We start from the raw sequence: 25,340 nt of genomic DNA on the forward strand, positions 1-25,340 counted from the left end.
CCATACGGGCACGCTGCGTGAGTCGGCCGCCCGCCCATCCCTGAGACCCTGTCCCCGGGGTCGCGAGAGGAGAACCCAATGTCGCTGGACGTCTCACCGGCCCTCCTCGAACAGGCCGAGCGAGGCGAGGTCGACGAAGCGGCTTTCGTCGACTGCGTCCGGACCTCCCTGCCGTACGCGTGGGAGATGATCAGCTCTCTGGTGGCCCAGCTCAAGGTTGACGGCGGTGAGTTCGCCGACAACCAGACGCCCCCGCCGGACGAGCACGCGCGCGGTCAGCTGCTGCGGGCACTGGCGAGCGACGCGATTCGCGGTGCACTGCAGCGGCACTTCGGCGTGCGGCTCGCGTTCCAGAATTGCCACCGGGTGGCGGTGTTCCCCCTGGACGCCTCGGCCGACGAGCGCATGGCCCGGTTCACGTCCATACGAGGACAACTGCTGAACCAGTCCCCCGAACTGCGCGACTGCTGACCTACCTTGGCTGCCGCTCCGGGGTGGGAGGTGCTTTTCAAAGCAGGAGCGGCAGCAACCCACGACTGCGGCACGCCGCTTTCGCCGGCCGTGTGTGTACGAAGGCTGATGCCCGTCTGCGTACGTCGACTGACGACCGTCTGCCTACCTCGGCTGACGACCGTCCGGGTACGTCCGCTGACGACCGGCCGCGTACGTCGGCTGAAGCGCGTCGGCGTATGTCAGCTGAGCAGGGGGAGCACGTCCTGCCCGAGCCGCCGGACGTTCTCCTCGGTGGTGGCCAGATCCCCCGAGCCCTCGACCAGCAAGGCGAACCGCCGGATGCCGGTGCGCTCCGCGGTGGCCGCCAGCCGCTCCGCGCACAGCGCCGGCGACCCGACCGGGTGCAGCCCGCACAGCATCTCCGTGTACGCCTGGGGATCGCGCATCGCGCGGTGCCGGCCGTCGACGGTCGTGTGCGCGGCCAGCCCCTGGCGCAGCCAGCCCGGCATCGCCTTCGTCAGCGTCTCCGAGGCTTCGGCCGGGCTGTCCGCGATCTGCGCCACCCCGGCCGAGACGTGCTCCGCCGCCGCCACCCGGTCGGGAGCGTGCCCGGCGGCCCGCGCGCAGTCCCGCCACAGGGCGACCATGTCGGCCTTCTCCTCGTCCCCGCAGTGCATGCCCAGCAGCATCGGCAGCCCGCGCTCCGCCGCGACCCGGACAGTGCCGGGCGAGGTGCAGGCCACGACCACCGGGGGCCCGCAGTCCGGCTGCCCCTCCAGGGGCTCGTCGGAGCGGGGGACCACCGGCACCTCGCGGAAGGTGAAGCGCTCCCCGTCCGCGCCCACGCGCGGCTCCCGCAGCCAGCGCAGCAGCAGGTCCAGCGACTCGGGGAAGCCCTCCTCGTACGCCCCCAGGCCCGTACCGAAAACCTCCAGGTCCACCCACGGCCCACCGCGCCCCACGCCGAGGGTGAAGCGGCCGCCGGAGGCGAGATGCAACAGCGCCGCCTGCTCGCCGAGGGCGACGGGGTGCGCGGTGGACAGCACGCTCACGGCCGTGCCGACGCCTATCCGGCGGGTGCGTCCGAGCATCAGCGCGGCGAGGGTGGCGGCGGACGGACACACTCCGTACGGAACGAAGTGGTGCTCGGCGAGCCAGACCGCGTCCAGCCCCACCGCCTCGGCGACGTCGGCGGACCGGATCGCCCGGTGCAGCGCCTCCGCCTGGCCCTGGCCCGGGAATTGAGCGGCCAGGATGAATGCCCCAACGCGCATGTCGCTCTCTGCCTCCTCTAATGGCTCGGCGCTCCGAACGCGCACCCCCTTACTGGCAACAACGCCTGACACGTGCCAAGGGCACGGCCTCGGCAGGGAAGTTTTCAGATGATCACAGAGGGCCTGTGGATGACGCCTCCGGACCCGTGACGAACCCGCGTACGCTGGTCACAGTCCGTAGCCCAACACCCTTTCCGAGGTGCCCCATGTCACCACGCCGGAACCGCCCGCGAGGCGGTGCAACGGCCCCCGCCCACGATCCCGCGCCGCGCGACCGCCCCGGACTGGACCGGACGGAAACCTGGCAGGACGAGGAGTGGGTGGTACGGCGCGTCGCCGGTGCCGCCGCCACCAAGCACTACCGCTGCCCCGGCTGCGACCAGGAGATCCCGCCCGGCAGACCGCACGTCGTCGCCTGGCAGCAGCACTCCGGGGCGGACGACCGGCGCCACTGGCACACGGCCTGCTGGAACGCCCGAGACCGCCGGAGCGCGCGGCTCCAGCGGTCTCGTAACGCGCCGAGATATTGAGCAGTCGGGTGGCGGTGGGCGGCGCGGGGTTTACACGTCGCGCTTGTCCAGCATGGCGTACGCGGCGACCAGGGCGGCGGCTGCCATGCCCGTCATGATCCACAGAGGCTCCCAGCCGGACGGGCCGGACTCCGCGCCGCTGTCGCCGTACATCACGGCCAGCTGGATGGGAACCGAGTACTCGATCAGGAACTTCCGCATGTCCTCCAGGCTCGCGCCCTGCATGAACAGCGCCATCACCAGCGGCAGCAGCACGACGCCGATGACGGAGGTGATGGCGCCCGCCGAGTGCCGGATCAGGGCGCCGACCCCGAGCGCGAACAGCCCGAGCATCGCCATGTACAGGCTGACGCCGACCGTCGACTTGAACCACTCCTCGTCGGTGGCCGCGACCGCGCCCTGCATGTCGCCGACCATCGAGTCGGCGATGAGCGCGACCAGCGTCGTGCAGACCAGCGTCACGGCGAAGGCCACCAGGAAGAAGACGACTGCCTTGGCGGTCAGCACGCGGGACCGGTTCGGGCACGCGGTCAGCGTGGTGCGGATCATCCCGGTGCCGTACTCCGAGGAGATGACCAGCACACCGAGCGTGATGATGCACAGTGTGCCCAGCAGGACGCCGAAAAAGCCGAGCCAGAGGGTCGAGTTGCCGTCGAGGTCGAGGTTGTCGCTCGAAGCCGCCGCTGACACGGTGATGAAGCCGATGCCGATGACCAGGGCGATCATCACGCCGAGCGTCCACATCGTCGAGCGGACCGACTTGATCTTGGTCCACTCGGAGGCGAGGGCGTGCCCGAGGTGCGTCCGCTGGATCGGGATCGGCGAGACGTAGCCCGGAACGGAGCCGGTGCCCTGGGCCTGGGGCTGGGGCTGGGGCTGGGCCGGGGCGGCCGCGGCGTACGCCTGCTGGGCCTGGACCTGGGCCGGGGCCGCGCCGGGTGCGGCATACGCGTGCTGCTGCGGCGCCGGGGCCTGGGCGTGCGGCACCGCGCCCTGCGGCGGTGCCGGGGGCTGATGCTGCGGGGGGTGGGCGGGCGCCTGGGGCTGCTGCGGGGTGGTCATCGGGCGTCCTCGCTGTCGCGCTTGGTCAGATCGGCGGGGGCGGCGGCGGGCGGAGCCGGCGGGGCGGGCTGCGCCGGGGGAGCGGCGGGGGTGGGGGAGGGGGAGGGGCCCTGGCCCGGGACGGCGGGCGCGCCCACGCCCGGCTGCGCTCCCGGCCCGTACGGGCCCGGCGCCGCGGCGTACGGATTCGACTGCCGGCCTGGCAACGGGGCCCCCGCCTGCGGCGGTGGCGGCGCCGTGAACGCCCCGGGCGGCAGCGGCGCCGCCACCGGCTGGCCGGGCGGCATTCCGAACGGCTGCCCCGGCATTCCCGGCATCCCGCCCGGCACCGGCTGCTGGAGACCGGCCCGCTGGTCCGCCGTGGAGCGGTAGTCCACCGCGCCCTGCGTCATCCGCATGTACGCCTCTTCCAGCGAAGCCTGATGCGGGGACAGCTCCCACAGCCGGACGTCCGCGCCGTGCGCCAGGTCGCTGATGCGCGGCAGCGGCAGGCCGGTGACGCGCAGCGCGCCGTCCGTCTCCGGCAGCACCTGGCCGCCCGCCTCGCTCAGGACGGCGGTCAGCTTCTCGCGCTGCTGCTGCTCGCCGTCGGGCACCCGCACCCGCGCGAAGTCGGCGGAGTTGTAGGAGATGAAGTCCCTGACGCTCATGTCGGCGAGCATCTGGCCGCGGCCGATCACGATCAGGTGGTCGGCGGTGAGCGCCATCTCGCTCATCAGGTGGCTGGAGACGAAGACCGTGCGGCCCTCGGCCGCCAGCTGCTTCATCAGGTTGCGGACCCAGAGGATGCCCTCGGGGTCGAGGCCGTTGACCGGCTCGTCGAACAGCAGCACCTGCGGGTCGCCGAGCAGGGCGGCGGCGATGCCCAGCCGCTGCCCCATGCCGAGCGAGAAGCCCTTGGAGCGCTTCCTGGCGACGTTCTGCAGGCCGACGACGCCGAGTACCTCGTCCACCCGGCGCTCCGGGATGCCGGACAGCTGGGCCAGGCACAGCAGGTGCTGGCGCGCGCTGCGGCCGCCGTGCACCGCCTTGGCGTCCAGCAGCGCACCGACCTGGCGCGGCGCGTTCGGCAGCCGGCGGAACGGGTGGCCGCCGATGGTCACATGCCCCGCGGTCGGCTCGTCGAGCCCGAGGATCATGCGCATCGTCGTCGACTTGCCGGATCCGTTGGGGCCGAGGAATCCGGTCACGGCACCCGGCCGGACCTGGAACGACAGGTTGTATACGGCTGTCTTGGCGCCATAGCGCTTCGTCAGACCGACTGCCTCGATCATTCTCCGCCCTTCAACGAAATTGCAGGGCGTTCGTGCCCCCGTGCGGGTAAGGAGAATAACTGTGCGCCACCGGTTCCGTGCCTCCTCAACCGAGAGCGGACCGTGACCTGAAAGCGGACTGTGACCTGGGAGCGGACGGACCGTGACCTGGGGGCGGACGGACCGTGACCTGGGAGCGGACCCTGGTCTATCGCCCGGAGAGGCGCCGTCCCAGGGCGGCGAACGCCTCCTGCGGCAGCGCCCAGCCCTCCTCGCGGAAGATGGCCCGCCCCGCGGCGCGTACGGCCGCGTCCGCGCGCGCCCGCGCCACCCACGTCTGCGGATCGGGCCCGAGCAGCTCGCGCAGCCGCCCCGAGGCCGCGAGCAGTGCGACGAGCAGCTCGCTCTGGTCGCCGCCGCCGCGCCGCGGTGTCCCGTCGGGGCCGGTGAGCACGCCGTGCACGCCCGCGTACACGTAGGCCGCGGTCAGCGGTTCGGCGGACGGCAGCGCCATCGGGAAGTCCGCGCCCGGGAGCAGCAGGCGCCGGTAGTTGGGGTGCTCGGTGGCGTCGACGACCCTCAGTTGCTCGTCGTCGAACCAGCTGACCACCACCTCCGTCCGGGCGAGCGGGTCCGCGTACGGCGCGGCCGCGACGTACCCCGCCGCCCCGATGTGCGCCGAGACCCCGATCCCGATCCCGCGTACGGTCACCCGCGCCATCGGCAGCGTCATACCGACGCCGCGACGGGTGAACTTGCGGCGCAGCTGCGCGGGGGAGGCGTTGGAGCCCACGGCGATGACGGGGTGGCGTGCCGCCATGACCGCCGCGCCCAACCGGGTGAGGACCGCGTCCAGCGGCTCGCCGCCCCCGCGGGGGCCCTCGGCGCGGCCCCCGCCATGGCCCTCAACGCCGCCCCCGCCGTGCCCGTAGCCGCCGCCCGCGCCGTGGCCGTAGGGACCGGCGACCGGCCAGCCGCCCAGCGGCCCGCGCCGGGCCGTCAGTACCCACAGTTCGCCGCCGTGGAGCAGGGCCGGGCCGGAGACGGGACGGCCGGGGTAGGTGAGCGGCTGGTCGAGGGGCACGTCCGTGAACCCCAGGGCCTCAAGACTGCGGTCGCTCACGCGTCGCGCTCCTTCAGCAGCAGGTATCCGGCGATCAGCGCGCCCACCACCCACAGTGCCATGATCGTGAAGCCGCCCCACGGTCCGTACGGCGCGTCGTCGCCCGCCGTCACCACCTGCATGATCCTCTGGCCCGCCTGGTCGGGCAGGTAGTCGCCGATCTTCTCGGTGGCGGAGACGTTGCCCAGGATGTTGGAGACGAGGAAGAAGAAGGGCATCAGGATGGCCAGCGAGAGCAGCGGGCTGCGCAGCATGGTGGCCACGCCCATGGCGAAGACCGTGATCAGCGTCATGTAGAGCCCGCCGCCGAGGACCGCGCGCAGGACGCCGGGATCGCCCAGCGACGCCCTGAGATGGCCCAGCATCGCCTGGCCGGTGAAGAACGCCGCAAAGCTGGTGATCATGGAGACCGCGAGCGCGAGCAGCGTGGCGATCGCGATCTTGCTGAAGAGGAACGTGCCGCGCTGCGGGACCGCGGCCAGCGAGGCGCGGATCATCCCCGTGCTGTACTCGTTGGAGACCACCAGCACCCCGAAGACGATCATCGCGAGCTGGCCGAGGCCGGTCCCGGCGAAGCTGACGAAGGTCGGGTCGAAGGTGAGCCTGTCGTGTGCCGACAGGTTGTCGTAGCCGTTCTTGACCAGCGCGCTGATCAGCCCGCCGAGCGCCACGGTGATCACCACCGCGAGCCCGAGGGTCCACACCGTGGAGCGCACCGACCTGATCTTGGTCCACTCCGAGCGCAGGACCTGCGTCACCACCGGCATCCTCAAGGCCCCTTCCGCTTCCGCCAGTCGTGCCCCCAGCCCCCCGGCACCGGGACGGGCCCGGCCTCCGGCTCCGTCCCGGTCGCGGCATCGGCGGCCGCCGCGGCGGCGTGTGCGTGGTACTCGACCGACTCGGCCGTGAGCCGCATGAACGCCTCCTCCAGCGACGCCTGCTGCGGGCTCAGCTCATGCAGCGTGATCCGGTGCTCGGCGGCCAGCTCGCCGAGCCGCGCCGGATCCGCCTCGTCCACCTCGATGCTGCCGTCCGCCCCCGCCGACACCTTGTACCCGGTCGCGGAGAGCACGTCGTGCAGCCGCTCCCGGTCCGGCGAGCGCAGCCGTACGTACGCCCGGGAGTTCCGGGCGATGAAGTCGGACATGGAGGTGTCCGCGAGCAGCCTGCCCTGCCCGATGACCACCAGATGGTCGGCGGTCAGCGCCATCTCGCTCATCAGGTGGCTGGAGACGAAGACCGTGCGGCCCTGGCCCGCCAGCTGCTTCATGAGGTTGCGGATCCAGTGGATGCCTTCCGGGTCGAGGCCGTTGACCGGCTCGTCGAACAGCAGCACCCGCGGGTCGCCGAGCAGGGCGGCGGCGATGCCCAGCCGCTGCGCCATGCCGAGCGAGAAGGCATTGGTGCGCTTGCGCGCGACGGAGGTGAGGCCGACCATCTCCAGCACCTCGCCGACGCGGGCGCGCGGGATGCCGTTGCTCTGCGCGAGGCACAGCAGATGGTTGTACGCGCTGCGGCCGCCGTGCACGGCCTTCGCCTCCAGCAGCGCCCCGATGTACCGCAGCGGGTCGGTGAGCCGGCGGTAGTGCCTGCCGTCGATGAGGACGCTGCCCGCGGTCGGGTTGTCCAGCCCGAGGATCATCCGCATGGTGGTGGACTTGCCCGCGCCGTTGGGGCCGAGAAATCCGGTGATGATGCCGGGCCGGATCGTGCAGGTGAGTCCGTTCACCGCCAGCTTGTCGCCGTACCGCTTGGTCAGCCCCGCCAACTCGATCATGCAGCCACGCTAAGTGCGCCCCGCGGCCGTCGCCACCGGAGGGAATCCGTGGAGAAGTCATAAGGAAACTGGCGAGAAATCGGCGGCTAACCGGCGAAAAACGTGTGCGGCGGACCCTAAAGGCAAAGGGCCCGCCGCACACGTATGTCGGAAATCGGGTGACTACCGCCCGGACTTCACCGGCTCTGCTGGGCCGGGACACCCCGCGTCGACGACTCGTCGTCGGCCGGGGAGCCCGCCGCGGCCACCGCCGCGCCGGTCAGCGTCGCCAGCATCTCGCGGACGTTGGTCAGCTGCGCGTTGATGCTGTCGCGGCGGTTGGTGAGCGCCGCCAGCTCGCGCTCGGACTCGCTGCGCACCCGGTCCGCCTTGGCGTTGGCGTCGGCCACGATGTCCTCGGCCTGGCGCTGCGCGGTCTCCACCGTCTGGCGGGCCCGGCGCTCCGCGTCCGTCCGCAGCTTCTCGGCCTCCAGGCGCAGCTGCTCGGCGCGGTGCTCGATCTCCGCCAGCCGCTTCTCGGCCTTGGCCTGACGCGAGGCCAGGTCGCGCTCGGACTGCTCACGCCGCTTGGCGAGGTTCGTCTCGAAGTCGGCCGCCGCCTGCGCGGCCTTGGCCCGGGTCTCCTCGAACAGCGAGTCGGCTTCCTCGCGCTTGGACTGCGCGTCCTTCTGCGCCTCCGCCCGCAGCGTGGCCGCGTCGCCCTTGGCCTTCTCGACGATCCGGACGCCCTCGTCCTCGGCCTTGGACTTGCGCTCCGCCGCGAAGGACTCCGCGTCGTTGCGCACCTGCTGGGCCGCCGACTCGGCGAGCTCGCGGTGCTGCTCGGCCGCCCGGCGGGCCTCCTCGCGCAGGTCCTTGGCCTCCTCCTCCGCGAGCCGGAGGATCTTCTCGACGCGCGCGCCCAGTCCCGCGTAGGACGGCTCGGCGTCGGTGACCTGGGCCTGAGCGTTCTGCGTTTCGAGGTGCAGCTCCTCGATGCGCTTTTCCAGAGAGGTGATACGGGCCAGTGCACTGTCACGGTCGGCGACGAGCTTGGTAATGCGGTCGTCCACCTGACCGCGGTCGTATCCACGCCGCACGAGCTCGAAGCCGAAGGGGGAGGAAGTGTCGCTCATGGGGTTCCTGTCGAAAGAGACCGGTGAGGTGATAGAGGGAATCCTAGGGGGCCGACCGGCGTGTCATCGAGTCAATGCCCGTTTGATCTGGAGAATGTCCAGCCTTTTGAGTGGAGTGTCAACCGAACGCTTGTCACCCGGGAGAGGGATAGTTCCGGCGCGGGTCTGACGCGGCGACAGTGCCGACCCGCGCCGTACCGCTTCCGCGCCCCGCCATACCACCTCAGGAACCGCGAGCATAGAGCGGCCGGCGCCTAGGAACCCGACGACTTGCCGCCCGAACGGGCCGCGCCCGCCCCGGCCCCCGCCTTGACCCCGCCGTCCTTCGCCGCACCGCCGCCCTTGGCCGCGCCGCCGGCCGGTGCCTCCAGCGACCCCAGCGCCTCCAGCACGTCCTGGACCCGCGAGATCTCCGCGTTGATGTCCTCCTGGCGGCGCATCAGCACCTCCAGCTCCCGCTTGCCCTCGTCGACGAGTGCCTGCGCCTCGTCCCGGGCCTCCGCGCGCATCCGCTCCGCGTCCCGCGTGGCGTCGGCCTTCTTCTGCTCCGCCTCCTTGAGCAGCCCCTCGGCCTTCTTCACGGCGGCGATCCGCACCTTGCTGGCCTCGCTGTTGGCGTCCGAGAGCACCTTCTCGGACTTCTCCTTTGCCTCCGCCAGCTGCGCCTCGGCGGCCGCCGCCAGCTTGTCGACGCGCTCCCCGGTCGCCTTCATCTGCTCCGCCGACTCCCGGCGGGCCCGCTCGTGCAGCTCCTCGACCTCGGCCTCCACCCGGGTCCGCAGCTCCTCGGCGCGGTCCCGGATGGCCGTCGCGTCCCCGCGCGCCTCGCCGAGCATCGTGTCGGCGTCCGTACGGGCCTGCTCCACCAGAGCGGCGCCCTCGGCCGTGGCCTCCTTGACGAGCCGTTCGGCCTCCTTGCGGGCCGCGCCGACCATCGCGTCCGCCTGCTCCTCGGCGGAGGTGGCGGTCCGCAGCGCGGCCTCCTGCGCCTCCTTCGTGAGCTTGTCGGCCTCGCTTCCGGCCTTGCTGACCAGCCGGTCCGCCTGCTCGGCCGCGTCCGCGCGCCGCTTGTTGGCGTCCTGACGGGCCTTGTCGACCGTGCGCTCGGCCTCCGCCCGCGCCTCGCTTCGGACCCGCTCCGCCTCCGCGGTGGCCGCCGCCGCGGCCTTCTCCGTCTCGGCCCGGGTCCGTGTCGCGTGCTGCTGCGCCGAGTTGACCGTCTCCGCGGCCTCGGTACGCAGCCGCTCGGCCTCGGCGGTCGCCTCGGAGACCAGCCGATCGGCCTCGCCGGAAGCCTCCGAGACCAGCCGGTCGGCCTGCTCGGCCGCGTCCGCGCGCCGCTTGTTGGCGTCGTTCCGCGCCTCGACGGTCAGCCGCTCCGCCTCTTCACGGGCCTCGGTGAGGAGGCGGTCCGCCTGCTGCGCCGCCTCCGACCGGATGTTGTTGGCGTCCCCGCGCGCCTCCGCTCGGGTCCGCGACGCGTCCTGCTCGGCCGCCGCTCGCGCGTCCGTGGCCTCCGTACGCAGCTGCTGCGCCCGGGCGTTCGCGTCCGAGACCAGCCGCCGCGCCTCCGCCGTGAGCCGCTCGGCCTCCGCCGTCGCCTCGCCGACCAGGCGCTCCGCCGTCGCCGTGGCGTCGCCGACCCGCCGCTCGGCCTCCGCGGTCGCCTCACCGACGAGCCGCTCCGCCTCCGCGGTGGAGTCGGCAGCGAGCCGCTCCGCCTCCGTGGTGGCCTCGGTGATGAGCCGGTCGGCCTGCTCGGCCGCGTCCGTGCGGCGCTTGTTGGCCTCTTCGCGGGCCTCGGTACGGAGCCGGTCGGCCTCGTCCCGCAGCCGCTCCGCCTCCTCGGTCGCCTCGGAGACCAGCCGCTCCGCCTCGGAGGTGGCCTCGGTGACGAGCCGGTCGGCCTGCTCGGCCGCGTCCGCGCGCCGCTTGTTGGCGTCCTTGCGGGCCTCCGCGCGCAGCTCCTCGGCCTCCGCGAGCGCCTCCGCGACCGTGCGCTCGGCCAGCGCCTTGGCGGCCTCGGCCGACTCCCGCGCCTCGCCGCGGATCCGCGTCGCGTCCTGCGCGGCCCGCTCCCGCTCGTCGTAGGCGTCGGCGCGGACCCGGCCCGCCTCCTCCTGCGCCTCCGTACGGGTGCGCTCCGCCGCGTGCTCGGCCGCCGACCGCAGCCCGGCGATCTCCTCCTCGGCCTGCTCGTGCAGCCCCGCCACGGCGTCCCGTACCGCTTGCGCCTTCTGCTCGGCCGCGGCCACCAGCTCGGACGCCCGCTGATCGGCCTCCTCGCCCAGCCGCTGCGCCTCGGCCTGCGCCTCGGCGACCCGCTTGCGGGCCGACGCCAGCAGCTCCTCGCTCTGCTCGTGCGCCCGGTCCCGCTCCTGCTGGGCCTCGCCGCGCGCGTCCCCCAGCAGCTCCTCGGCCTCGCGGCGACGCCGGGTGGCCTCCTCCTGCGCGGCGGCCAGCGCCTCCGCGGCCTCCTCGCCCAGCCGCTCGGCTGCGGCCTTCGCCTCCGCCCGCGTCCGGTCCGCCGCCTCCTGCGCCTCGGCGCGCAGCCGCTCGGCCTCCGCGGCGACCTCGCCGCGCAGCCTGGCCGCCGCGGCCTCGCTCTCGGCCCGGGTGCCGGCGGCCTCCTCGGCCGCCTCGTTGCGCAGCCGCTCCGCCTCGGTCTCGGCCTGCTCCTGGAGGGTCCGGATCCGCTCTGCGGACTCCGCCCGCAGCCGCTCGCTCTCCTCGGCGGCCTCCTTGCGCAGCCGCTCCGCCTCGGCGCGCGCCTCGCGCAGCGCCTCCTCGGCCGCGGCGACCCGCGCTTCCGCCTCCTCGTGGCGGCGGGTCAGCTCCTCCTCGGCCTCGCTCCGCCGCTCCGCGAGCGCCGCTTCGGTCTCCTCGCGCAGCCGCTCGGCGGCGTCGGCCGCCTCGGACCGGACCGTACCCGCGTGCTCCTCGGCGGCGGACACCAGCTCCTCGGCCTCGCCGCGCGCCCGCTCCAGGGCCTCCTCGGCCTGCCGGCGCAGGCCCGAGGCCCGCTCGACGGCCTCGGTCCGCACCCGCTCGCTCTCCGCGGTGGCACCCGAACGCGTCTCCTCCGCGTCCGCCTTGGCCTTGGTCAGCAGCTCCTCGGCGGTCTTGGCCGCCTCCTCGATCTGCTGCACCGCCTCCCGGCGCGCCTCGCCCCGGATCCGCTCGCCCTCCGCGACCGCCTCGGCGCGCAACTGCTCGGCCTCGCCGCGCAGTCGGCGGGCCTCCTCCTGCAGTTCGACGGTCTTGGCGCGGTACTCCTTGGTGTCGTCCTGCGCCGCGCCCTTGAGCTGCTCCGCGGTGTCGTGCGCCTCGGCCCGCAGTCGGTCGGCCTCCGCCTCCGCCTCCCGGCGGATCCGCTCGGCCTCCTCCGCCGCCGCCTTGGTGGTGGCCTGCGCGTCCTGCGACGCCTTGGACAGCACCTCCTCGGCGCTCCGGGCGGCCTTGGCCAGCTGCGCCGCCGAGTCCTCCACGGCCTTGGCGCGCGCCGCCTCCCGGGCCTCGGCGATCTCCCGCTCCGCCTCGGCGCGCGCGTCGTCCCGCAGCGCCTGCGCCTCGGCGCGCAGCGCGTCGGCCTCCTTGGTGGCCTCGCCCACCAGCCGGGCGATCTCCGCCTTGGCGGTCCGGGTGCGCTGCTCGTTGTCCGATTCGGCGGCCGAAAGCCGCTTGGCCGCCGCGTCCTTGGCCTCGGCGAGGACCTTCTCGGCCTCGGCACGCGCCGTACGCAGCGCCTCCTCGGCCTCCTGCATGCGCCGCTCGGCGTCCCGGGTCAACTCCGCGGCCTGCTGCCGCGCCTGTTCCGACTCGGTGGTGGTGCTGGTGCGCAGCTGCTCGGCGTGGTCGGTGGCCTCCTGCGCCTGCGTGGACGCGGCGTTCAGCAGCCGCTCGGCGTCCGAGCGGGCCCGGCGCTGGATCGCCTCCGCCTCCGCGCGCGCCGCCTCCGCCTCGGCCGCGATCCGCTGCCGGGTCTGCTCGGCCAGCCGCTGCGCCTCGGCGCGGGCGGCCCCCAGCGACTGCTCGGCCTCGGCCCGCGACTCGTCCATCAGCCGACGGGCCTGCGACTCGGTGCGGGCGCGCAGTTGCTCGGCCCAGGCCACGTTCTCGTTGACGTGGCTCTCGACGGTGGCGCGGCGCTCGGCCAGCTCGCGGTCCAGCTCCTGGCGGCGGGCGACCGCCTCGGCGTGCAGCTCCGCCTCCAGCCGGGCCTGCCGCTCGGCCTGCTCCTGGAGCAGCCGCTGGGTCTGGGCACGGGCCTCGCGCAGTTCGCGCTCGGCGTCGGCGCGCAGCTGGTCGGCCTGGATCTGGGCGTTACGCAGCAGTTGCTCGGCCTGGTAGCCCAGGTCGGCGCTGTCGTAGGCGGGACGGGACATGAGCGTGCGGCGCGCCTCGTGCAGCTTGGCGCGCAGCACCTCGACCTGGTAGCCGAGGTCGTCGGCGTGCTGGACGGCCTTCTCCCGCTCCGTCTTCAGCCGCTCCATCTCGGCCTCGAACTTCGCGAGGTGGTCGTCAGGCTCGTAGCGGTCGTAGCCCCGCACTGCGCGGTCCCATCCGTCCCCTGGTCGCGTCGGCAGCCGGCTCCGTCCTGCGTGGTGGTACCCGGAGCCGGCCCTTCCGAAGAAATGGTGTCAGATCATCGGCAAAGCCTGGACCGGGCCCCGTGCATTCTCCCGTTCCCGTGACCCTGGCCGCGCCTGCACTCTACCGGCCGGGGAAGGGGAAGGTCAGTGGTCCGCTTCGGCGGGTGGTGCCGCGGTGACCAGTTCGGTGAGTACGCCGTGGCAGTCCTTGGGGTGGAGGAAGGTGATGCGGGAGCCCATCGACCCGCGTCGCGGCGCGTCGTACAGCACCCGGATGCCCTTGTCCCGGATGGCCTCGGCGTCGCCGTCGACGTCCGCGGTCCCGAAGGCGATGTGGTGGACGCCCTCGCCGTTCTTCGCCAGCCACTTGCCGATCGTGGAGTCCTCCCGGGTCGGCTCCAGGAGCTGGAGGTAGGAGGCGCCGCCGTCGTCGGTGCCGTTGATCCGCAGCATGGCCTCGCGGACCCCCTGCTCCTCGTTGACCTCGCTGTGGAACACCTCGAATCCGTACGTGGCACGGTAGAACTCGACGGTCTTGTCGAGGTCGAAGCAGGCGATCCCGATGTGGTCGATTCTCGTCAGCATGTGTTCAGTGCACCGCTCGCCGACGTGGTTACGCAACGTGCGCGCGATCACACCTACGGCCCGGTGACCGGGAGGGTACCGCTCAGTACATTGCAGGTAACCCTCGTTAACTTCCTTCTTCTCCTGAAGGGGCAGCACCATGACTCGTACGACCGGCTCCACCTCAGTGATCGTCGCGGGCGCGCGTACGCCCATGGGCCGGCTGCTGGGCAGCCTTCGCTCCTTCTCCGGGGCCGACCTCGGCGGCTTCGCCATCAAGGCGGCGCTGGACCGGGCCGGGATCGGCGGCGACCAGGTGCAGTACGTGATCATGGGGCAGGTGCTCCAGGCGGGCGCCGGGCAGATCCCCGCCCGCCAGGCCGCCGTCAAGGCCGGGATCCCGATGAGCGTCCCCGCGCTGACCATCAACAAGGTCTGCCTGTCCGGGCTCGACGCCATCGCGCTCGCCGACCAGCTGATCCGCGCCGGCGAGTTCGACGTGGTCGTCGCGGGCGGCCAGGAGTCCATGACGAACGCCCCGCACCTGCTGCCCAAGTCCCGCGAGGGCTACAAGTACGGCGCGATCGAGATGCTCGACGCCATGGCCCACGACGGCCTGACCGACTCCTTCGAGGGCATCGCCATGGGCGAGTCCACCGAGAAGCACAACACCCGGCTGGGCATCGAGCGCCCGGCGCAGGACGAGATCGCCGCGCTGTCCCACCAGCGGGCCGCCGCCGCGCAGAAGAACGGCCTGTTCGAGGCCGAGATCACGCCGGTGGAGATCCCGCAGCGCAAGGGCGAGCCGGTGCTCTTCGCCAAGGACGAGGGCATCCGCCCCGAGACCACCGCGGAGTCCCTGGGCAAGCTGCGCCCGGCGTTCGCCAAGGACGGCACGATCACCGCCGGCACCTCCTCGCAGATCTCCGACGGCGCCGCCGCGGTCGTGGTGATGAGCAAGGCCAAGGCCGAGGAGCTGGGCCTGGAGTGGATCGCCGAGATCGGCGCGCACGGCAACGTCGCGGGCCCGGACAACTCCCTCCAGTCGCAGCCGTCGAACGCGATCACCCACGCGCTGGGCAAGGAGGGCCTGGGCGTGGAGGACCTCGACCTCATCGAGATCAACGAGGCGTTCGCCGCCGTCGCCGTCCAGTCCATGAAGGACCTCGGCGTGTCCACCGAAAAGGTGAACGTCAACGGCGGCGCCATCGCCCTGGGGCACCCGATCGGCATGTCCGGCGCGCGGATCGTGCTGCACCTGGCGCTGGAGCTGAAGCGGCGCGGTGGCGGGGTGGGCGCGGCGGCGCTGTGCGGCGGCGGCGGCCAGGGCGACGCCCTGATCATCCGCGTCCCCGCCAACGGCAAGTAACCGGGCGCGGGGCGAGGTAGGCCGTACGGAACGACGGAGCGGAGTGCGCACGATGGTTGACGTCCCCCAGCTGGTGGAGCAGGCACGGCAGGGGCGGCCCCGGGCCGTGGCCCGGCTGATCTCCCTGGTGGAGGGGGCGTCGCCGCAGCTCCGCGAGGTGATGGCCGCGCTCGCCCCGCTGACCGGCAACGCGTACGTCGTCGGGCTCACCGGCTCCCCGGGAGTCGGCAAGTCCACCTCCACCTCCGCCCTGGTCACCGCCTACCGCAAGGCCGGGAAGCGAGTCGGGGTGCTGGCCGTGGACCCGTCCTCCCCCTTCTCCGGCGGCGCGCTGCTCGGCGACCGGGTCCGCATGAGCGACCACGCCTCGGACCCGGGGGTCTACATCCGCTCCATGGCCACCCGCGGCCACCTGGGCGGCCTGGCCTGGGCCGCGCCGCAGGCGATCCGGGTCCTGGACGCGGCCGGCTGCGACGTGATCCTGGTGGAGACCGTGGGCGTGGGCCAGTCGGAGGTGGAGATCGCCGCCCAGGCCGACACGTCCGTGGTGCTCCTCGCCCCCGGCATGGGCGACGGGATCCAGGCCGCCAAGGCCGGAATCCTGGAGATCGGCGACGTGTACGTGGTGAACAAGGCCGACCGGGACGGCGCCGACGCGACGGTGCGCGAGCTGAACCACATGCTGGGCCTGGGCGAGGCCCGCGCGCCGGGGGACTGGCGCCCCCCGATCGTGAAGACCGTGGCGGCGCGCGCCGAGGGCGTCGACGAACTCGTCGAGGCGCTGGAGAAGCACCGCGCCTGGATGGAGGAGCGGGGCGTCCTCGCGGAGCGGCGGCACCGGCGGGCGGCGGTCGAGGTGGAGACGATCGCGGTCACGACGCTGCGGGAGCGGATCGGCGACCTGCACGGCGACCGCCGACTGGACGCGCTGGCGGATCGGATCACGGGCGGCGAGCTGGACCCGTACGCGGCGGCGGACGAACTGGTGACGGGCCTGACGAACGGCGCGTAGCGCCTCCCGGCGAGGGGCCGTGGGGCGGCGTGCCCCGCGCCCCCGGTGGCACCTTCGCCCCCGGGGGTGGGCCGGAACGGGGTCGATCAGTCCTCGTCGTCGTGCGTGTCGTCGTCGTGGTCCGCCGGGGCGGCCGTGACCTTGCCGGTGTTCAGGTCGACCAGGAACTCCCGCTCCTTGCCGTCCTTGCCCAGGACCTCGACCTCCCAGCCCTTGTCCTTGCCGTCGTCGTCCAGGTCGACCGAGACCACCGTGCCCTGCGCGGCGGCCGCCTTCGCCGCCTCCGAGGCGTCGATCTCCGCGCCCTTGAGCGCGTCGCGGACCGCGCGGGCGTCCGCGGCGTCGTCCCGTGCGTCGTCCCGCGCGTCCTCGTGGGCGTCGTCGTCGCGGTCCGTCACGCCCACCGTCGAGGCCGTCGCCGTCGCGGCGTGGGCGTCGTCGTCCGCGACCGCGAACGCCGTGGCGGTGCCGCCGCCTATCAGGGCCAGGGCGGCGACGGCGGTGATGACGATGTTGCGCTTCATGAGTGTTCCTCCGGGTCGTTGTCGAAGGCCCTCGTCGGGCTGACGTGATCCACCATCGCGGGGCGATGCTGAAGGCAGCCTGAAGGCACCTGAAGAGCTCTTCAGGTGCGCTCTGCGATCGTTGGACCCATGCGCGTGCTGATCGTGGAGGACGAGAGGCGGCTCGCCCTGTCGCTGGCCAAGGGGCTGACGGCCGAGGGCTTCGCCGTCGACGTGGTGCACGACGGGCTCGAAGGGCTGCATCAGGCGGGCCAGAGCGCGTACGACCTCGTCATCCTCGACATCATGCTGCCCGGCATGAACGGGTACCGGGTCTGCTCGACACTGCGCGCGGCCGGAAACGACGTCCCGATCCTGATGCTGACCGCCAAGGACGGCGAGTACGACGAGGCGGAGGGGCTGGACACCGGCGCCGACGACTACCTGACCAAGCCGTTCAGCTACGTGGTCCTGCTGGCGCGGGTCCGGGCCCTGGTGCGGCGGCGCGGCCAGGGGGCCTCGCCCGTGCTGCGGGCCGGCTCCCTGACCGTCGACCGGGGCGCGCGGCGCGTGGCGCGCGACGGCGCGGCGGTGGCGCTCACCGCCAAGGAGTTCGCCGTCCTGGAGCAACTGGCGCTGCGCGCCGGGGACGTGGTGTCCAAGGCCGAGATCCTGGAGCACGTGTGGGACTTCGCGTACGAGGGCGACCCCAACATCGTCGAGGTGTACGTGAGCACTCTGCGCAGGAAACTGGGCGCCGGACTCATCGAGACCGTGCGGGGCGCCGGATACCGGCTGGTGACGCGTGCTTAAGGCGTTCGGTTCGGTACGGGCCCGGGCGGCGCTCGGTGCGACGCTGGTGGTCGCGGTCGCCCTGGTGGCCGCCGGTGTCGCGGTGCTCCAGGTGCTCCAGGGCCATCTGCGCAACCAGGCCGAGCTCAAGGCCCAGGTCGCCGCGCGCGAGGTCGCCTCGCGGCTGGCGACGGGCACGGCGTTCGACCGGCTCGACCTGGACGACGACCCGCCGGTGCAGGTCGTGGACGACCGGCGGCGGGTACGGGCCGTCAGCGACGACCTCCAGGCGCTGACCGGCACCGGGAGCACCTCCGTCAAGGTGGTCACCGTGCCGCCGGCGCCGTCCGGCGACGAAGACGACGACGATGACGACGAGGCCGAGGAACTGGGGCCGGGGAAGATCTCCACCGAGGTCCGGTTCGTCACCGGAACCGCCCGGGTCGACGGGAAGAGCGCCGACTACCGCTTCGCCGTGGTCGACGTCGCCACCCCGCGCGACGAGGAGGCCACCGTCTACGCGGGCGCCCCGCTGGCCGCCGAGCGCGGCGCCGTGCGCACCGTACGCCAGGCGATGCTGATCGGGCTGCCGCCGCTGCTCGCGGTGGTGGCCGCGGTGACCTGGCTGGTGACCCGGCGCGCCCTGCGGCCGGTGGAGGGCATCCGGCGCGAGATGGCCGCCATCACGGCGAGCACGGACCTGTCCCGGCGGGTGCCGGAGCCCGCCTCGCGGGACGAGGTGGCGCGGCTGGCCCGTACCACCAACGAGACCCTCGCCGCGCTGGAGACGTCCGTGGAGCGGCAGCGGCGCTTCGTGGCGGACGCCTCGCACGAGCTGCGCAGCCCGATCGCCAGTTTGCGCACGCAGTTGGAGGTGGGAGCCGCCCATCCGGAACTCCTGGACGTGGACGGGGCCGTGGCGGACGTGGTGCGGCTGCAGCGGCTCGCCGCCGACCTGCTGCTGCTGGCCCGGCTGGACGCGGGGGAGCGGCCGCCGCCGACGGCCCGGGTGGAGCTGGCCCGGCTGGTGCGGGAGGAGTTGGCGCAGCGTACGGGGGACCGGCTGCCGGTCACCGTGGACGCACTGGCCGAGGTGGCGGTCGCCGGGTCGCGCGGGCAACTGGCGCGGGTGCTGGGCAACCTGCTGGACAACGCGCAGCGGCACGCCGCCACCCGGGTACGGGTCTCGCTGCGGGCCGAGGGCGGCCAGGCCGTGCTCGCCGTCGCCGACGACGGCGCCGGGGTGCCCGAGGACCAGCGGGAGCGGATCTTCGAGCGGTTCGTCCGGCTGGACGAGGCGCGCACCCGCGACGATGGCGGGGCCGGGCTCGGCCTCGCCATCGCGCGGGACGTGGTGCTGCGGCACGCGGGCTCGCTCACCGTCGGCGTGGCGGCGGGCGGCGGTGCGCTCTTCGAGGCGCGGATCCCGTCCCTGTGAGCCGCGGATCCCGTCGTTCTAGGGCTGGTTGCGCTGGGACCGCAGATGTTCGGCGACGGGGCCGAGCGAGCTGCGCAGCGCCGCCAGGTCGGCCGGGTCCAGCAGGTCGATGAAGTGCCTGCGGACGGAGTCGACGTGGTGCGGGGCGACCTTGCGCATGGTCTCCCACCCGGTCTCGGTGAGTACCGCATACAGTCCGCGGCGGTCGGACTCGCAGTTCTCCCGGCGGACCAGCCCGGCGTTCTCCATCCGCGTGATCTGGTGGGAGAGCCGGCTCTTGGACTGCAGGGTGGCCGCGGCGAGGTCGCTCATCCGCATCCGGTGCTCCTGCGATTCCGAGAGGTTGACCAGGATCTCGTAGTCGTTGATGGTCAGACCGAACGGTTGCAGGTCCCGTTCGAGCTGGTACGTCAGCAGTCGGCTGACGTCCAGATGGGTGCGCCACGCACACTGTTCCTCGTCGCTGAGCCAGCGGGTGCCGTTCTCGGTCTCCATAGGATGTATTCTACCCAAAGAAGTTGAATTTCGAACCAATGGATGTGTCTGACTGGAGGTCACCCGTTCGACGTTACACTCCGCACCGCCGCGCTTACGAACCGGTACCCCCAGTGCTGCCGGTGGGCCGCTCCTCCAGCACCTGCTCGGTCGACTGGAGCAGCACCGTACCCGCCCCGACGAACTCGAACTGGTGCTCCTCACCCGAGGTTCCGCCGATGCCCGTGCGCCCGCGTACGGCACCGAGGAACCCGCGCAGATAGCGGTGATCGTAGTGATGGCAGGGCGTCGGGCAGTCCGCCCAGCCGACCAGGGCCTGCGGGTCCACGCGGATCGGCGGCTCCATGAAGACCACCGGGCCGTTGGACGCGGCGACGAACTTCCCGGTTCCGATGAGGGTGTAGAAGCCCGGCACAATCGACTGTTTGAGTGACAGCGACGACTGGAAAGCGAGCAGGTTGCCCGACCGGATGGTCAGGTTCCCGTCGTCCAGATCGTAGGAGTTGACGTCGAAGGCCCGGTCCGCCAGCACCATCTTGCCCCGGCCCTCCGCCACCACCCAGTCCGCGACGTGCAGCGGGGAGTGGAAGCTGTGCGCCACGAGCCGGTCGAGGTGCCCCATGCCGAAGCCGTGGAAGTCGATCTTCCCGTAGTAGGCGACCATCTTCCCCTTCTGGAGGAACCACTGGCCGTCCAGATCCACGCTGAAGGCGTAGGGGTTGATGTTGTCGTTGACCGGCAGCGTGTCGGCGTCATGGATGACGGGACCCAGCTGTCCCATGCCGGGGTGGACGGTCACAGCTTCTCCTCCGATGCCTGGACGTACACCGTGCCACTGCCGGACAGCTCCAGCTGGAACGCCTCACCCGAGCCGCGGCCCACCAGTTCCCGCCATCCGAGCGCGGCCGTGACCTTGCTGCGGACGTCGCCCCGGTGCGCCACGTACGCCTGCGGATCCACATGCACCGGGCGCCCGGGCACGATCGGCAGGTCGATCACCCCGCCGTGCGCCATCACCGCCGCCGAGCCGTTCCCGTCGAGCTTCGTGGTGAACAGCCCCTGTCCGGTGACCTGGCCGCGCACGATGCCCATCACCCCGCCCTGCGAGCCCATGAACATCGTGCCCTGCCGCAGCGTGCCGTCGAAGGCCAGCAGCCGGTCCGCCTCGACGTAGAGGGTCTCGCCGGTCAGCTCTATCACCTCGACGTGGTGGCCGCCGTGGCCGAACATCACCGTGCCGCTGCCCTCCACCGTCATCAGCGGGGTCGCCTCGTTCGCGAGGCGGCGGCCGATCATGCCCATCACCCCGCCCTGCCCGCCGGTGATGCTCGGCGTGAAGTGCACGTCACCGGTGTACGCGAGCATCGCGCCACGCTGGCTGAACAGCTTCTGACCCGGCATCAGCTGGCTCTGGACCATCCGCGAGTTGAGCACCGTGAACGCCATCAGAGGTCACCTCCGACGGTGTCGCGCTCGCTGGGCTGGATGTACACCAGTCCGTCGCCCTCGAAGCGGATCTGGAACGCTTCCCCGGAACTCTCGCCCATGAACGTGCGGAAGTTCACACCGGACTGGAAGTGCTGCGTGAGGTTCCCGGTGTGCGCGATGTACGCGCCCGGGTCCACCTGGAGCGGCGTCCTCGGGGTCACCCGCAGCACCACCGCCGTACCTTCGGACAGTATCGCCGCCTGTCCGCTGCCCTCGACCGTCGTGGTGAACAGCCCGTTGCCCTGGGCCGAGCCGCGCAGTCCGGTGAAGGTGGTGCCGGTGCGCAGCGCCGCGTCGGTGCACAGCAGATTGCTCGCCTCCACATACAGCTTCTCCCCCTGCAACACGACCAGGTTGATCTCGTTGGCGTTGTCGGCGAAGTAGCACGTCCCGTGCCCCTTCACCTCCATGACGGCCATCTGCTCTCCGGTGAGCCGCCGCGTCACCATCCCCCGCAGCCCCTCACCTCCGCCGGTCATCTTCTTGAAGGACATCTCGCCGTCGTACGCGACCATCGACCCCTTCTTGGCCTTGACGGAGTCGCCGGCCAGGTCGACGGCGAGGACCTTGCTCCCCTGAAGTCGAAAGTGAGCCACGGGACAGACGTTAGCCCCCCGGCAGTGATCGTTGGTGCTCCTGCGACAATGAGACGGAGCTTGTGAAGCTGAGCACAAGCTCGCTCGCTGTCCACCCCTCCCAAGCCCCGAAGGTTCCCCTCCATGGACTTCAAGACCGCCACCGCGCTCCGCCGCCTCCGCCTGGTCTCCGCGCCCGAGGCCGTGTCCTTCCTGCTGCTGCTCGTCTGCTCGGTGCTCAAGCGCACGACGGACTTCAACGCGGTGCCGGTGATGGGCGCGGTCCACGGCGTCCTGTTCATCCTGTACGTGATCTTCTGGGCCGACGCCTGGAACCGTACGAAGTGGCAGTGGAAGACCGCCGCGCTGTACTTCGTGCTCTCGGTCCTGCCCACCGGAGGCTTCTTCGCCGAGCGGATGCTCAAGCGCGAGGCCGAGGCCAGCGTGATCGCCGCGCGCGCCCGCAAGGAAGGGATCGTCAACGCCTGATCGTCGGGCGCCTGTCAGCCGGGGCGGTGCGGCTCCTCCCCGGCCGCCAGCGCGATTCCCAGCGGAGTGCGCTCGTACAGCACCTGGTGCCCCTGGCGGCGCGAGGTCAGCAGACCCGCGCCGCGCAGCACCGACAGATGCGCCGACACCGAGGAGGGCGCCAGCCCGTGCCGGTGCGCGAGCGCCGTCGTCGACGCCGGCTCCGTGAGGTCGCAGAGGATGGCCGCGCGGTTCGCGCCCAGCAGCCGTACGAGCGCGTCGGCGGCGCCGCGCGACGGTTCCCGCCACAGCCCGCCCACGCCGCGCGCCGGATAGATCACGGTCGGCTGCCAGGGCGGGGCGAAGCCGCTCACCACGTCCGGCCACACGAAGACGCTCGGCATCAGCAGCAGCCCCCGCCCGTCCAGCTCCTGCCGCGCGGGCGGGTGGCCGGGCGTACGGACGGTCAGCGTGCCGTCCGCCCACGCCAGCCCCGGATGCAGATCCGCGAACAGCCGCTCCAGGCCGCCCTCGGCCAACTGCCGCGACCGGAAGCCGATGTCGGCGTCCAGCAGGGCGCGCAGCCGGGGCCAGTCCGGGGCGAGCAGCGCCCGCCAGGCCCGCTCGGTGACGTCCGCCAGCCGCTGCACGGCCGCCGCCGGATCGTCCAGTGCGGCCCGGCCCAGCGGCGAGTCGGCCGCGCCGGGCGTGCAGGCCAGTGACTGGGCCATCTCCGCGCGGGCCGCCGCCGGATCGCCGGCCCGCATCCGCTCCAGCTCGTCCTCGAAGGACGCGTACGGCACGTCCGGCGGCGCGCCCAGGAAGTCGGGCGTGTAGCCGCCGCGCGGCGGCATGAACAGCCACAGCTCGGACAGGTCGAGACCGGCCAGGGCGCCGCGGATCCGGCGCAGCCAGGGCAGGTGGTAGCCGTGCCGCTCGCGCCGCCGCAGGGTCCGTACGGCCTCGTGGGTCTGGCACAACGGGGACACGGCGAACCGGCACCGCAGGAGGTCGTCGGCGCCGAAGCGCAGGTGCAGTGGCATGGGGCCCCATCGGTGGCCGTCGAGGTTCGGCTGGACCCGAAAGACTAGGGCGCGGTTCGCGCGCCCGGCACCCTCTCAACCATGCCGACGCCCTCCGGGCCCGTGAATCCGGGCCCCACTGACGCGCGCCCACCCGCGGAGCAGAGCAGCGACCCCGGCGAGGGGACCGGCGGCCACCCCGGCGAGGGGACCGGCTACCGGGCCGTGTTCGCCGTCAAGGAGTTCCGCGCCGTCTTCGCCGCGCACCTGATGTCGATGCTCGGCGAGGTCGTCTGCGCGATCGCGCTGTCCGTCCTCATCTACCGGCTCACCGGATCGCCGCTGATGAGCGCCCTGGCGTTCGCCCTCGCCCTGCTGCCCTACATGATCGGCGGCACACTGCTGTCCGCCGTCGCCGACCGCTACCCCGCCCGCCGCGTCCTCGTCGTCTGCGATCTGCTGAGCGCCCTCTGCACGGCCGCCATGGTGGTGCCCGGGATGCCCGTGGCGGCGCTCCTCGCGCTGCGCTGCGTGGCGGCGGCGATCTCGCCGGTGTTCAGCGGGACGCGCGCCGCGACGCTCGGCGACATCCTCGGGGAGGGCGACCTGTTCGTGCTGGGCCGGTCCGTCATCCGGATCACGGCGCAGAGCGCGCAGCTCGCCGGCTTCGCGGTGGGCGGGCTGCTGCTCACCGCCGTGGCGCCGCGCGCCGTCCTGGTGATCACCGCCGTGGCCTTCCTCGGGTCCGCCCTCGTGCTGCGCCTGGGGACCCGCCGCCGCCCGGCGCGCGAGGGGGCCGGGAGCGGCGGCGCGCTGCTGGGCGAGTCGCTGCGCGTCATCCGGTGGCTGTTCGCGCACCGCCGTATCCGCGCGCTGCTCCTGCTGAGCTGGGTCCCGCCGATGTTCGTGGTGGCTCCGGAGGCGCTGGCGACCCCGTACGCCGACGACCTGGGTCTCGGCCCTGCCGGGCTGGGACTCCTCATGATCGCCATGCCGGTCGGCGCGATCGCCAGTGAGGTCGTGGTCGGCTCGCGCCTGAGCCCGCGCGCCCGCGCCGCGCTCACCCTCCCCGTCGCCGTGTTGGCGATGCTGCCGGCCCTGGGCTACCTGTTCCGGCCGTCCCTGCCCTGGGCCCTGCTGTGCCTGCTGCTGGCCGGCTGCGGCAGCTCGTACACCCTGGGGCTGGACCAGTGGTTCATCGCGGCGGTGCCCGAGGAGGTGCGCGGGCGGGCCATGACCGTGCTGACCGCCGGGCTGATGACGACCCAGGGCCTGGGCATGGCGCTGGCGGGGGCCGCCGCCGAGTTCGCTCCCGTCCATCAGGTGGTCGCGGGCGCGGGCGTGCTCGGTACGGCGTGCGTCGTGCTCGTCGCGGCCGAGGCGCGGCGTACCGCGCGCTGAGTGCCTGCCGAACCGGTCCATTTAACGAGACTCCGCCGCCCGTTATATGGCCTCCCGATAGGGTCGAGGTGTGGCCAAGCCTCTCAGTCTGACGTTCGACCCCATCGCCCGTGCCGACGAGCTCTGGAAGCAGCGGTGGGGCGCCGTGCCGTCCATGGCCGCCATCACGTCGATCATGCGGGCCCACCAGATCCTGCTCGGCCAGGTCGACGCGGTGGTGAAGCCGTACGGACTGACGTTCGCGCGCTACGAGGCGCTGGTGCTGCTGACCTTCTCCAAGGCCGGGGAGCTGCCGATGTCCAAGATCGGCGAGCGGCTGATGGTCCACCCGACCTCCGTCACCAACACGGTGGACCGCCTGGTCCGCTCCGGCCTGGTCGACAAGCGCCCGAACCCCAACGACGGGCGCGGCACGCTCGCCTCGATCACCGACAAGGGGCGCGAGGTCGTGGAGGCGGCCACCCGCGACCTGATGGCGATGGACTTCGGCCTCGGGACGTACGGCGACGACGAGTGCGTGGAGATCTTCCGGATGCTGCGCCCGCTGCGGATCGCGGCCGAGGACTTCGAGGAGTAGCGGCGCCCACCGGCGCAGCGGCGCCCACCCGCCCGTAGATCGCGCAAAACGGACGGTTAGGCTCATCGCCATGAAGAAGAGCGTGCTGACCCGCTACCGGGTCATGGCCTACGTCACCGCCGTGATGCTGCTGGTGCTGTGCACCTGCATGATCTTCAAGTACGGCTTCGACAAGGGCGCAGACACCACGCTCGTGGTCTCCCAGGTCCACGGCGTGCTCTACATCATCTACCTGATCTTCGCCTTCGACCTCGGCTCCAAGGCGAAGTGGCCGTTCGCCAAGCTGCTGTGGGTGCTGGTCTCCGGGACCATCCCGGCCGCCGCCTTCTTCGTCGAGCGCAAGGTCGCCCGGGACGTCGAGCCGCTGATCGCGGATGCCGCCCCGGCGGTCGCCAAGGCGTAGCCCGCCGCACCCGGCCGCCGTACGAATCCACTCGTGCGGCGGCTGCCCATCGAC

The 25,340-nt window shown here is 72.7% G+C and carries 25 protein-coding genes; 10 read left to right on the forward strand and 15 right to left on the reverse strand.

The annotated features are described in order from the left end of the window. Positions 1–78: 78 nt before the first annotated feature. Complete coding sequence (locus Q3Y56_RS24520) at positions 79–471, forward strand: SCO5389 family protein (protein ID WP_304463993.1); 393 nt, start codon at positions 79–81, stop codon at positions 469–471. A gap of 221 nt (positions 472–692) precedes the next feature. On the opposite strand, the gene Q3Y56_RS24525 is transcribed toward Q3Y56_RS24520, so the two are convergent. After that, entirely contained in the window at positions 693–1,727 is a 1,035-nt protein-coding gene (locus Q3Y56_RS24525; protein ID WP_304463994.1) for an LLM class flavin-dependent oxidoreductase, read from the reverse strand. Between the two features lie 206 nt (positions 1,728–1,933). Here Q3Y56_RS24525 and Q3Y56_RS24530 point away from each other — a divergent pair, with 206 nt between their 5' ends. Continuing rightward, positions 1,934–2,257, forward strand: coding sequence for an ATP/GTP-binding protein (locus Q3Y56_RS24530; protein ID WP_304463995.1), 324 nt, complete (start codon positions 1,934–1,936; stop codon positions 2,255–2,257). Positions 2,258–2,287: 30 nt separating this feature from the next. Here Q3Y56_RS24530 and Q3Y56_RS24535 read toward each other — a convergent pair whose 3' ends face one another. The 8 genes from Q3Y56_RS24535 to mce all read right to left on the reverse strand — a co-directional run bounded on the left by Q3Y56_RS24535 (position 2,288) and on the right by mce (position 13,764). Further along, entirely contained in the window at positions 2,288–3,319 is a 1,032-nt protein-coding gene (locus Q3Y56_RS24535) for an ABC transporter permease subunit (RefSeq protein WP_304463996.1), read from the reverse strand. Further along, positions 3,316–4,593 (reverse strand): ABC transporter ATP-binding protein, encoded by a 1,278-nt coding sequence (locus Q3Y56_RS24540; protein ID WP_304463997.1) that lies wholly within the window; start codon positions 4,591–4,593, stop codon positions 3,316–3,318. The genes Q3Y56_RS24535 and Q3Y56_RS24540 overlap by 4 nt, the downstream gene beginning before the upstream one ends. Before the next feature lie 187 nt (positions 4,594–4,780). After that, complete coding sequence (locus Q3Y56_RS24545) at positions 4,781–5,695, reverse strand: hypothetical protein (RefSeq protein WP_304463998.1); 915 nt, start codon at positions 5,693–5,695, stop codon at positions 4,781–4,783. Beyond that, positions 5,692–6,462 (reverse strand): ABC transporter permease, encoded by a 771-nt coding sequence (locus Q3Y56_RS24550; protein ID WP_304463999.1) that lies wholly within the window; start codon positions 6,460–6,462, stop codon positions 5,692–5,694. The genes Q3Y56_RS24545 and Q3Y56_RS24550 overlap by 4 nt, the downstream gene beginning before the upstream one ends. Positions 6,463–6,464: 2 nt before the next feature. Further along, positions 6,465–7,472, reverse strand: a complete 1,008-nt coding sequence (locus Q3Y56_RS24555) for an ABC transporter ATP-binding protein (RefSeq protein ID WP_304464000.1) — start codon at positions 7,470–7,472, stop codon at positions 6,465–6,467. Positions 7,473–7,648: 176 nt separating this feature from the next. After that, positions 7,649–8,587 (reverse strand): cellulose-binding protein, encoded by a 939-nt coding sequence (locus Q3Y56_RS24560; RefSeq protein WP_304464001.1) that lies wholly within the window; start codon positions 8,585–8,587, stop codon positions 7,649–7,651. A gap of 254 nt (positions 8,588–8,841) precedes the next feature. Continuing rightward, a complete protein-coding gene (scy, locus tag Q3Y56_RS24565; protein ID WP_304464002.1) occupies positions 8,842–13,137 on the reverse strand; it encodes a polarized growth protein Scy in 4,296 nt (1,431 codons plus the stop codon). A 186-nt stretch (positions 13,138–13,323) separates the two neighbouring features. Beyond that, positions 13,324–13,764: a methylmalonyl-CoA epimerase gene (mce, locus tag Q3Y56_RS24570; protein ID WP_304464003.1), complete on the reverse strand. Its 441-nt coding sequence runs from the start codon at positions 13,762–13,764 to the stop codon at positions 13,324–13,326. Between the two features lie 139 nt (positions 13,765–13,903). Here mce and Q3Y56_RS24575 point away from each other — a divergent pair, with 139 nt between their 5' ends. Continuing rightward, the gene (locus tag Q3Y56_RS24575; protein ID WP_304464004.1) at positions 13,904–15,112 is read left to right on the forward strand and encodes an acetyl-CoA C-acetyltransferase; all 1,209 of its coding nucleotides are present in this window, start codon (positions 13,904–13,906) and stop codon (positions 15,110–15,112) included. A 52-nt stretch (positions 15,113–15,164) separates the two neighbouring features. Next, positions 15,165–16,124 (forward strand): methylmalonyl Co-A mutase-associated GTPase MeaB, encoded by a 960-nt coding sequence (meaB, locus tag Q3Y56_RS24580; protein WP_304464005.1) that lies wholly within the window; start codon positions 15,165–15,167, stop codon positions 16,122–16,124. 86 nt (positions 16,125–16,210) lie between these two features. On the opposite strand, the gene Q3Y56_RS24585 is transcribed toward meaB, so the two are convergent. Further along, positions 16,211–16,648: a PepSY domain-containing protein gene (locus Q3Y56_RS24585; protein ID WP_304464006.1), complete on the reverse strand. Its 438-nt coding sequence runs from the start codon at positions 16,646–16,648 to the stop codon at positions 16,211–16,213. A gap of 129 nt (positions 16,649–16,777) precedes the next feature. Here Q3Y56_RS24585 and Q3Y56_RS24590 point away from each other — a divergent pair, with 129 nt between their 5' ends. Together Q3Y56_RS24590 and Q3Y56_RS24595 are read left to right on the forward strand one after the other, a co-directional pair. Further along, on the forward strand, positions 16,778–17,440 hold the full coding sequence (locus tag Q3Y56_RS24590; protein ID WP_304464007.1) for a response regulator transcription factor: 663 nt from the start codon (positions 16,778–16,780) through the stop codon (positions 17,438–17,440). Further along, positions 17,433–18,857, forward strand: a complete 1,425-nt coding sequence (locus Q3Y56_RS24595; RefSeq protein ID WP_304464008.1) for a cell wall metabolism sensor histidine kinase WalK — start codon at positions 17,433–17,435, stop codon at positions 18,855–18,857. The genes Q3Y56_RS24590 and Q3Y56_RS24595 overlap by 8 nt, the downstream gene beginning before the upstream one ends. Positions 18,858–18,875: 18 nt before the next feature. Here Q3Y56_RS24595 and Q3Y56_RS24600 read toward each other — a convergent pair whose 3' ends face one another. The 4 genes from Q3Y56_RS24600 to Q3Y56_RS24615 all read right to left on the reverse strand — a co-directional run bounded on the left by Q3Y56_RS24600 (position 18,876) and on the right by Q3Y56_RS24615 (position 21,436). Next, the gene (locus tag Q3Y56_RS24600; protein ID WP_304464009.1) at positions 18,876–19,352 is read right to left on the reverse strand and encodes a MarR family winged helix-turn-helix transcriptional regulator; all 477 of its coding nucleotides are present in this window, start codon (positions 19,350–19,352) and stop codon (positions 18,876–18,878) included. Between the two features lie 94 nt (positions 19,353–19,446). Beyond that, on the reverse strand, positions 19,447–20,133 hold the full coding sequence (locus tag Q3Y56_RS24605) for an AIM24 family protein (protein ID WP_304465776.1): 687 nt from the start codon (positions 20,131–20,133) through the stop codon (positions 19,447–19,449). Positions 20,134–20,147: 14 nt separating this feature from the next. After that, the gene (locus Q3Y56_RS24610) at positions 20,148–20,798 is read right to left on the reverse strand and encodes an AIM24 family protein (protein WP_304464010.1); all 651 of its coding nucleotides are present in this window, start codon (positions 20,796–20,798) and stop codon (positions 20,148–20,150) included. Further along, positions 20,798–21,436 carry an AIM24 family protein gene (locus Q3Y56_RS24615; protein WP_304464011.1) on the reverse strand — a complete coding sequence of 213 codons (639 nt, stop codon included), beginning with the start codon at positions 21,434–21,436 and terminating at the stop codon, positions 20,798–20,800. The genes Q3Y56_RS24610 and Q3Y56_RS24615 overlap by 1 nt, the downstream gene beginning before the upstream one ends. 123 nt (positions 21,437–21,559) lie before the next feature. Between Q3Y56_RS24615 and Q3Y56_RS24620 the strand changes: the two genes are divergently transcribed. Beyond that, positions 21,560–21,904, forward strand: a complete 345-nt coding sequence (locus tag Q3Y56_RS24620; protein WP_304464012.1) for a DUF3817 domain-containing protein — start codon at positions 21,560–21,562, stop codon at positions 21,902–21,904. A gap of 14 nt (positions 21,905–21,918) precedes the next feature. On the opposite strand, the gene Q3Y56_RS24625 is transcribed toward Q3Y56_RS24620, so the two are convergent. Continuing rightward, positions 21,919–22,926, reverse strand: coding sequence for a DUF5937 family protein (locus Q3Y56_RS24625; protein WP_304464013.1), 1,008 nt, complete (start codon positions 22,924–22,926; stop codon positions 21,919–21,921). A gap of 81 nt (positions 22,927–23,007) precedes the next feature. On the opposite strand from Q3Y56_RS24625, the gene Q3Y56_RS24630 reads away from it, so the two are divergent. The 3 genes from Q3Y56_RS24630 (at position 23,008) to Q3Y56_RS24640 (ending at position 25,286) form a co-directional block, all read left to right on the forward strand. Continuing rightward, the gene (locus tag Q3Y56_RS24630; RefSeq protein WP_304464014.1) at positions 23,008–24,306 is read left to right on the forward strand and encodes an MFS transporter; all 1,299 of its coding nucleotides are present in this window, start codon (positions 23,008–23,010) and stop codon (positions 24,304–24,306) included. A gap of 70 nt (positions 24,307–24,376) precedes the next feature. Further along, on the forward strand, positions 24,377–24,883 hold the full coding sequence (locus tag Q3Y56_RS24635) for a MarR family winged helix-turn-helix transcriptional regulator (protein WP_304464015.1): 507 nt from the start codon (positions 24,377–24,379) through the stop codon (positions 24,881–24,883). Positions 24,884–24,953: 70 nt separating this feature from the next. Continuing rightward, complete coding sequence (locus tag Q3Y56_RS24640) at positions 24,954–25,286, forward strand: DUF3817 domain-containing protein (protein WP_304464016.1); 333 nt, start codon at positions 24,954–24,956, stop codon at positions 25,284–25,286. The last annotated feature ends 54 nt before the right edge of the window (positions 25,287–25,340 follow it).

The organism is Streptomyces sp. XD-27, from assembly GCF_030553055.1.
In the GTDB taxonomy this organism is placed as follows: domain Bacteria; phylum Actinomycetota; class Actinomycetes; order Streptomycetales; family Streptomycetaceae; genus Streptomyces.

Coding starts and splice junctions, on each gene's coding strand:
- Q3Y56_RS24640 (WP_304464016.1), top strand. CDS start 24,954: ATGAAGAAGAGCGTGCTGACCCGCTACCGGGTCATGGCCTACGTCACC.
- Q3Y56_RS24610 (WP_304464010.1), bottom strand. CDS start 20,798: ATGGCGTTCACGGTGCTCAACTCGCGGATGGTCCAGAGCCAGCTGATG.
- Q3Y56_RS24550 (WP_304463999.1), bottom strand. CDS start 6,462: ATGCCGGTGGTGACGCAGGTCCTGCGCTCGGAGTGGACCAAGATCAGG.
- meaB (WP_304464005.1), top strand. CDS start 15,165: ATGGTTGACGTCCCCCAGCTGGTGGAGCAGGCACGGCAGGGGCGGCCC.
- Q3Y56_RS24625 (WP_304464013.1), bottom strand. CDS start 22,926: ATGCCACTGCACCTGCGCTTCGGCGCCGACGACCTCCTGCGGTGCCGG.
- Q3Y56_RS24540 (WP_304463997.1), bottom strand. CDS start 4,593: ATGATCGAGGCAGTCGGTCTGACGAAGCGCTATGGCGCCAAGACAGCC.
- Q3Y56_RS24530 (WP_304463995.1), top strand. CDS start 1,934: ATGTCACCACGCCGGAACCGCCCGCGAGGCGGTGCAACGGCCCCCGCC.
- mce (WP_304464003.1), bottom strand. CDS start 13,764: ATGCTGACGAGAATCGACCACATCGGGATCGCCTGCTTCGACCTCGAC.
- Q3Y56_RS24525 (WP_304463994.1), bottom strand. CDS start 1,727: ATGCGCGTTGGGGCATTCATCCTGGCCGCTCAATTCCCGGGCCAGGGC.
- Q3Y56_RS24600 (WP_304464009.1), bottom strand. CDS start 19,352: ATGGAGACCGAGAACGGCACCCGCTGGCTCAGCGACGAGGAACAGTGT.
- Q3Y56_RS24585 (WP_304464006.1), bottom strand. CDS start 16,648: ATGAAGCGCAACATCGTCATCACCGCCGTCGCCGCCCTGGCCCTGATA.
- Q3Y56_RS24590 (WP_304464007.1), top strand. CDS start 16,778: ATGCGCGTGCTGATCGTGGAGGACGAGAGGCGGCTCGCCCTGTCGCTG.
- Q3Y56_RS24560 (WP_304464001.1), bottom strand. CDS start 8,587: ATGAGCGACACTTCCTCCCCCTTCGGCTTCGAGCTCGTGCGGCGTGGA.
- Q3Y56_RS24575 (WP_304464004.1), top strand. CDS start 13,904: ATGACTCGTACGACCGGCTCCACCTCAGTGATCGTCGCGGGCGCGCGT.
- Q3Y56_RS24605 (WP_304465776.1), bottom strand. CDS start 20,133: ATGGGACAGCTGGGTCCCGTCATCCATGACGCCGACACGCTGCCGGTC.
- Q3Y56_RS24620 (WP_304464012.1), top strand. CDS start 21,560: ATGGACTTCAAGACCGCCACCGCGCTCCGCCGCCTCCGCCTGGTCTCC.
- Q3Y56_RS24555 (WP_304464000.1), bottom strand. CDS start 7,472: ATGATCGAGTTGGCGGGGCTGACCAAGCGGTACGGCGACAAGCTGGCG.
- Q3Y56_RS24520 (WP_304463993.1), top strand. CDS start 79: ATGTCGCTGGACGTCTCACCGGCCCTCCTCGAACAGGCCGAGCGAGGC.
- Q3Y56_RS24630 (WP_304464014.1), top strand. CDS start 23,008: ATGCCGACGCCCTCCGGGCCCGTGAATCCGGGCCCCACTGACGCGCGC.
- Q3Y56_RS24535 (WP_304463996.1), bottom strand. CDS start 3,319: ATGACCACCCCGCAGCAGCCCCAGGCGCCCGCCCACCCCCCGCAGCAT.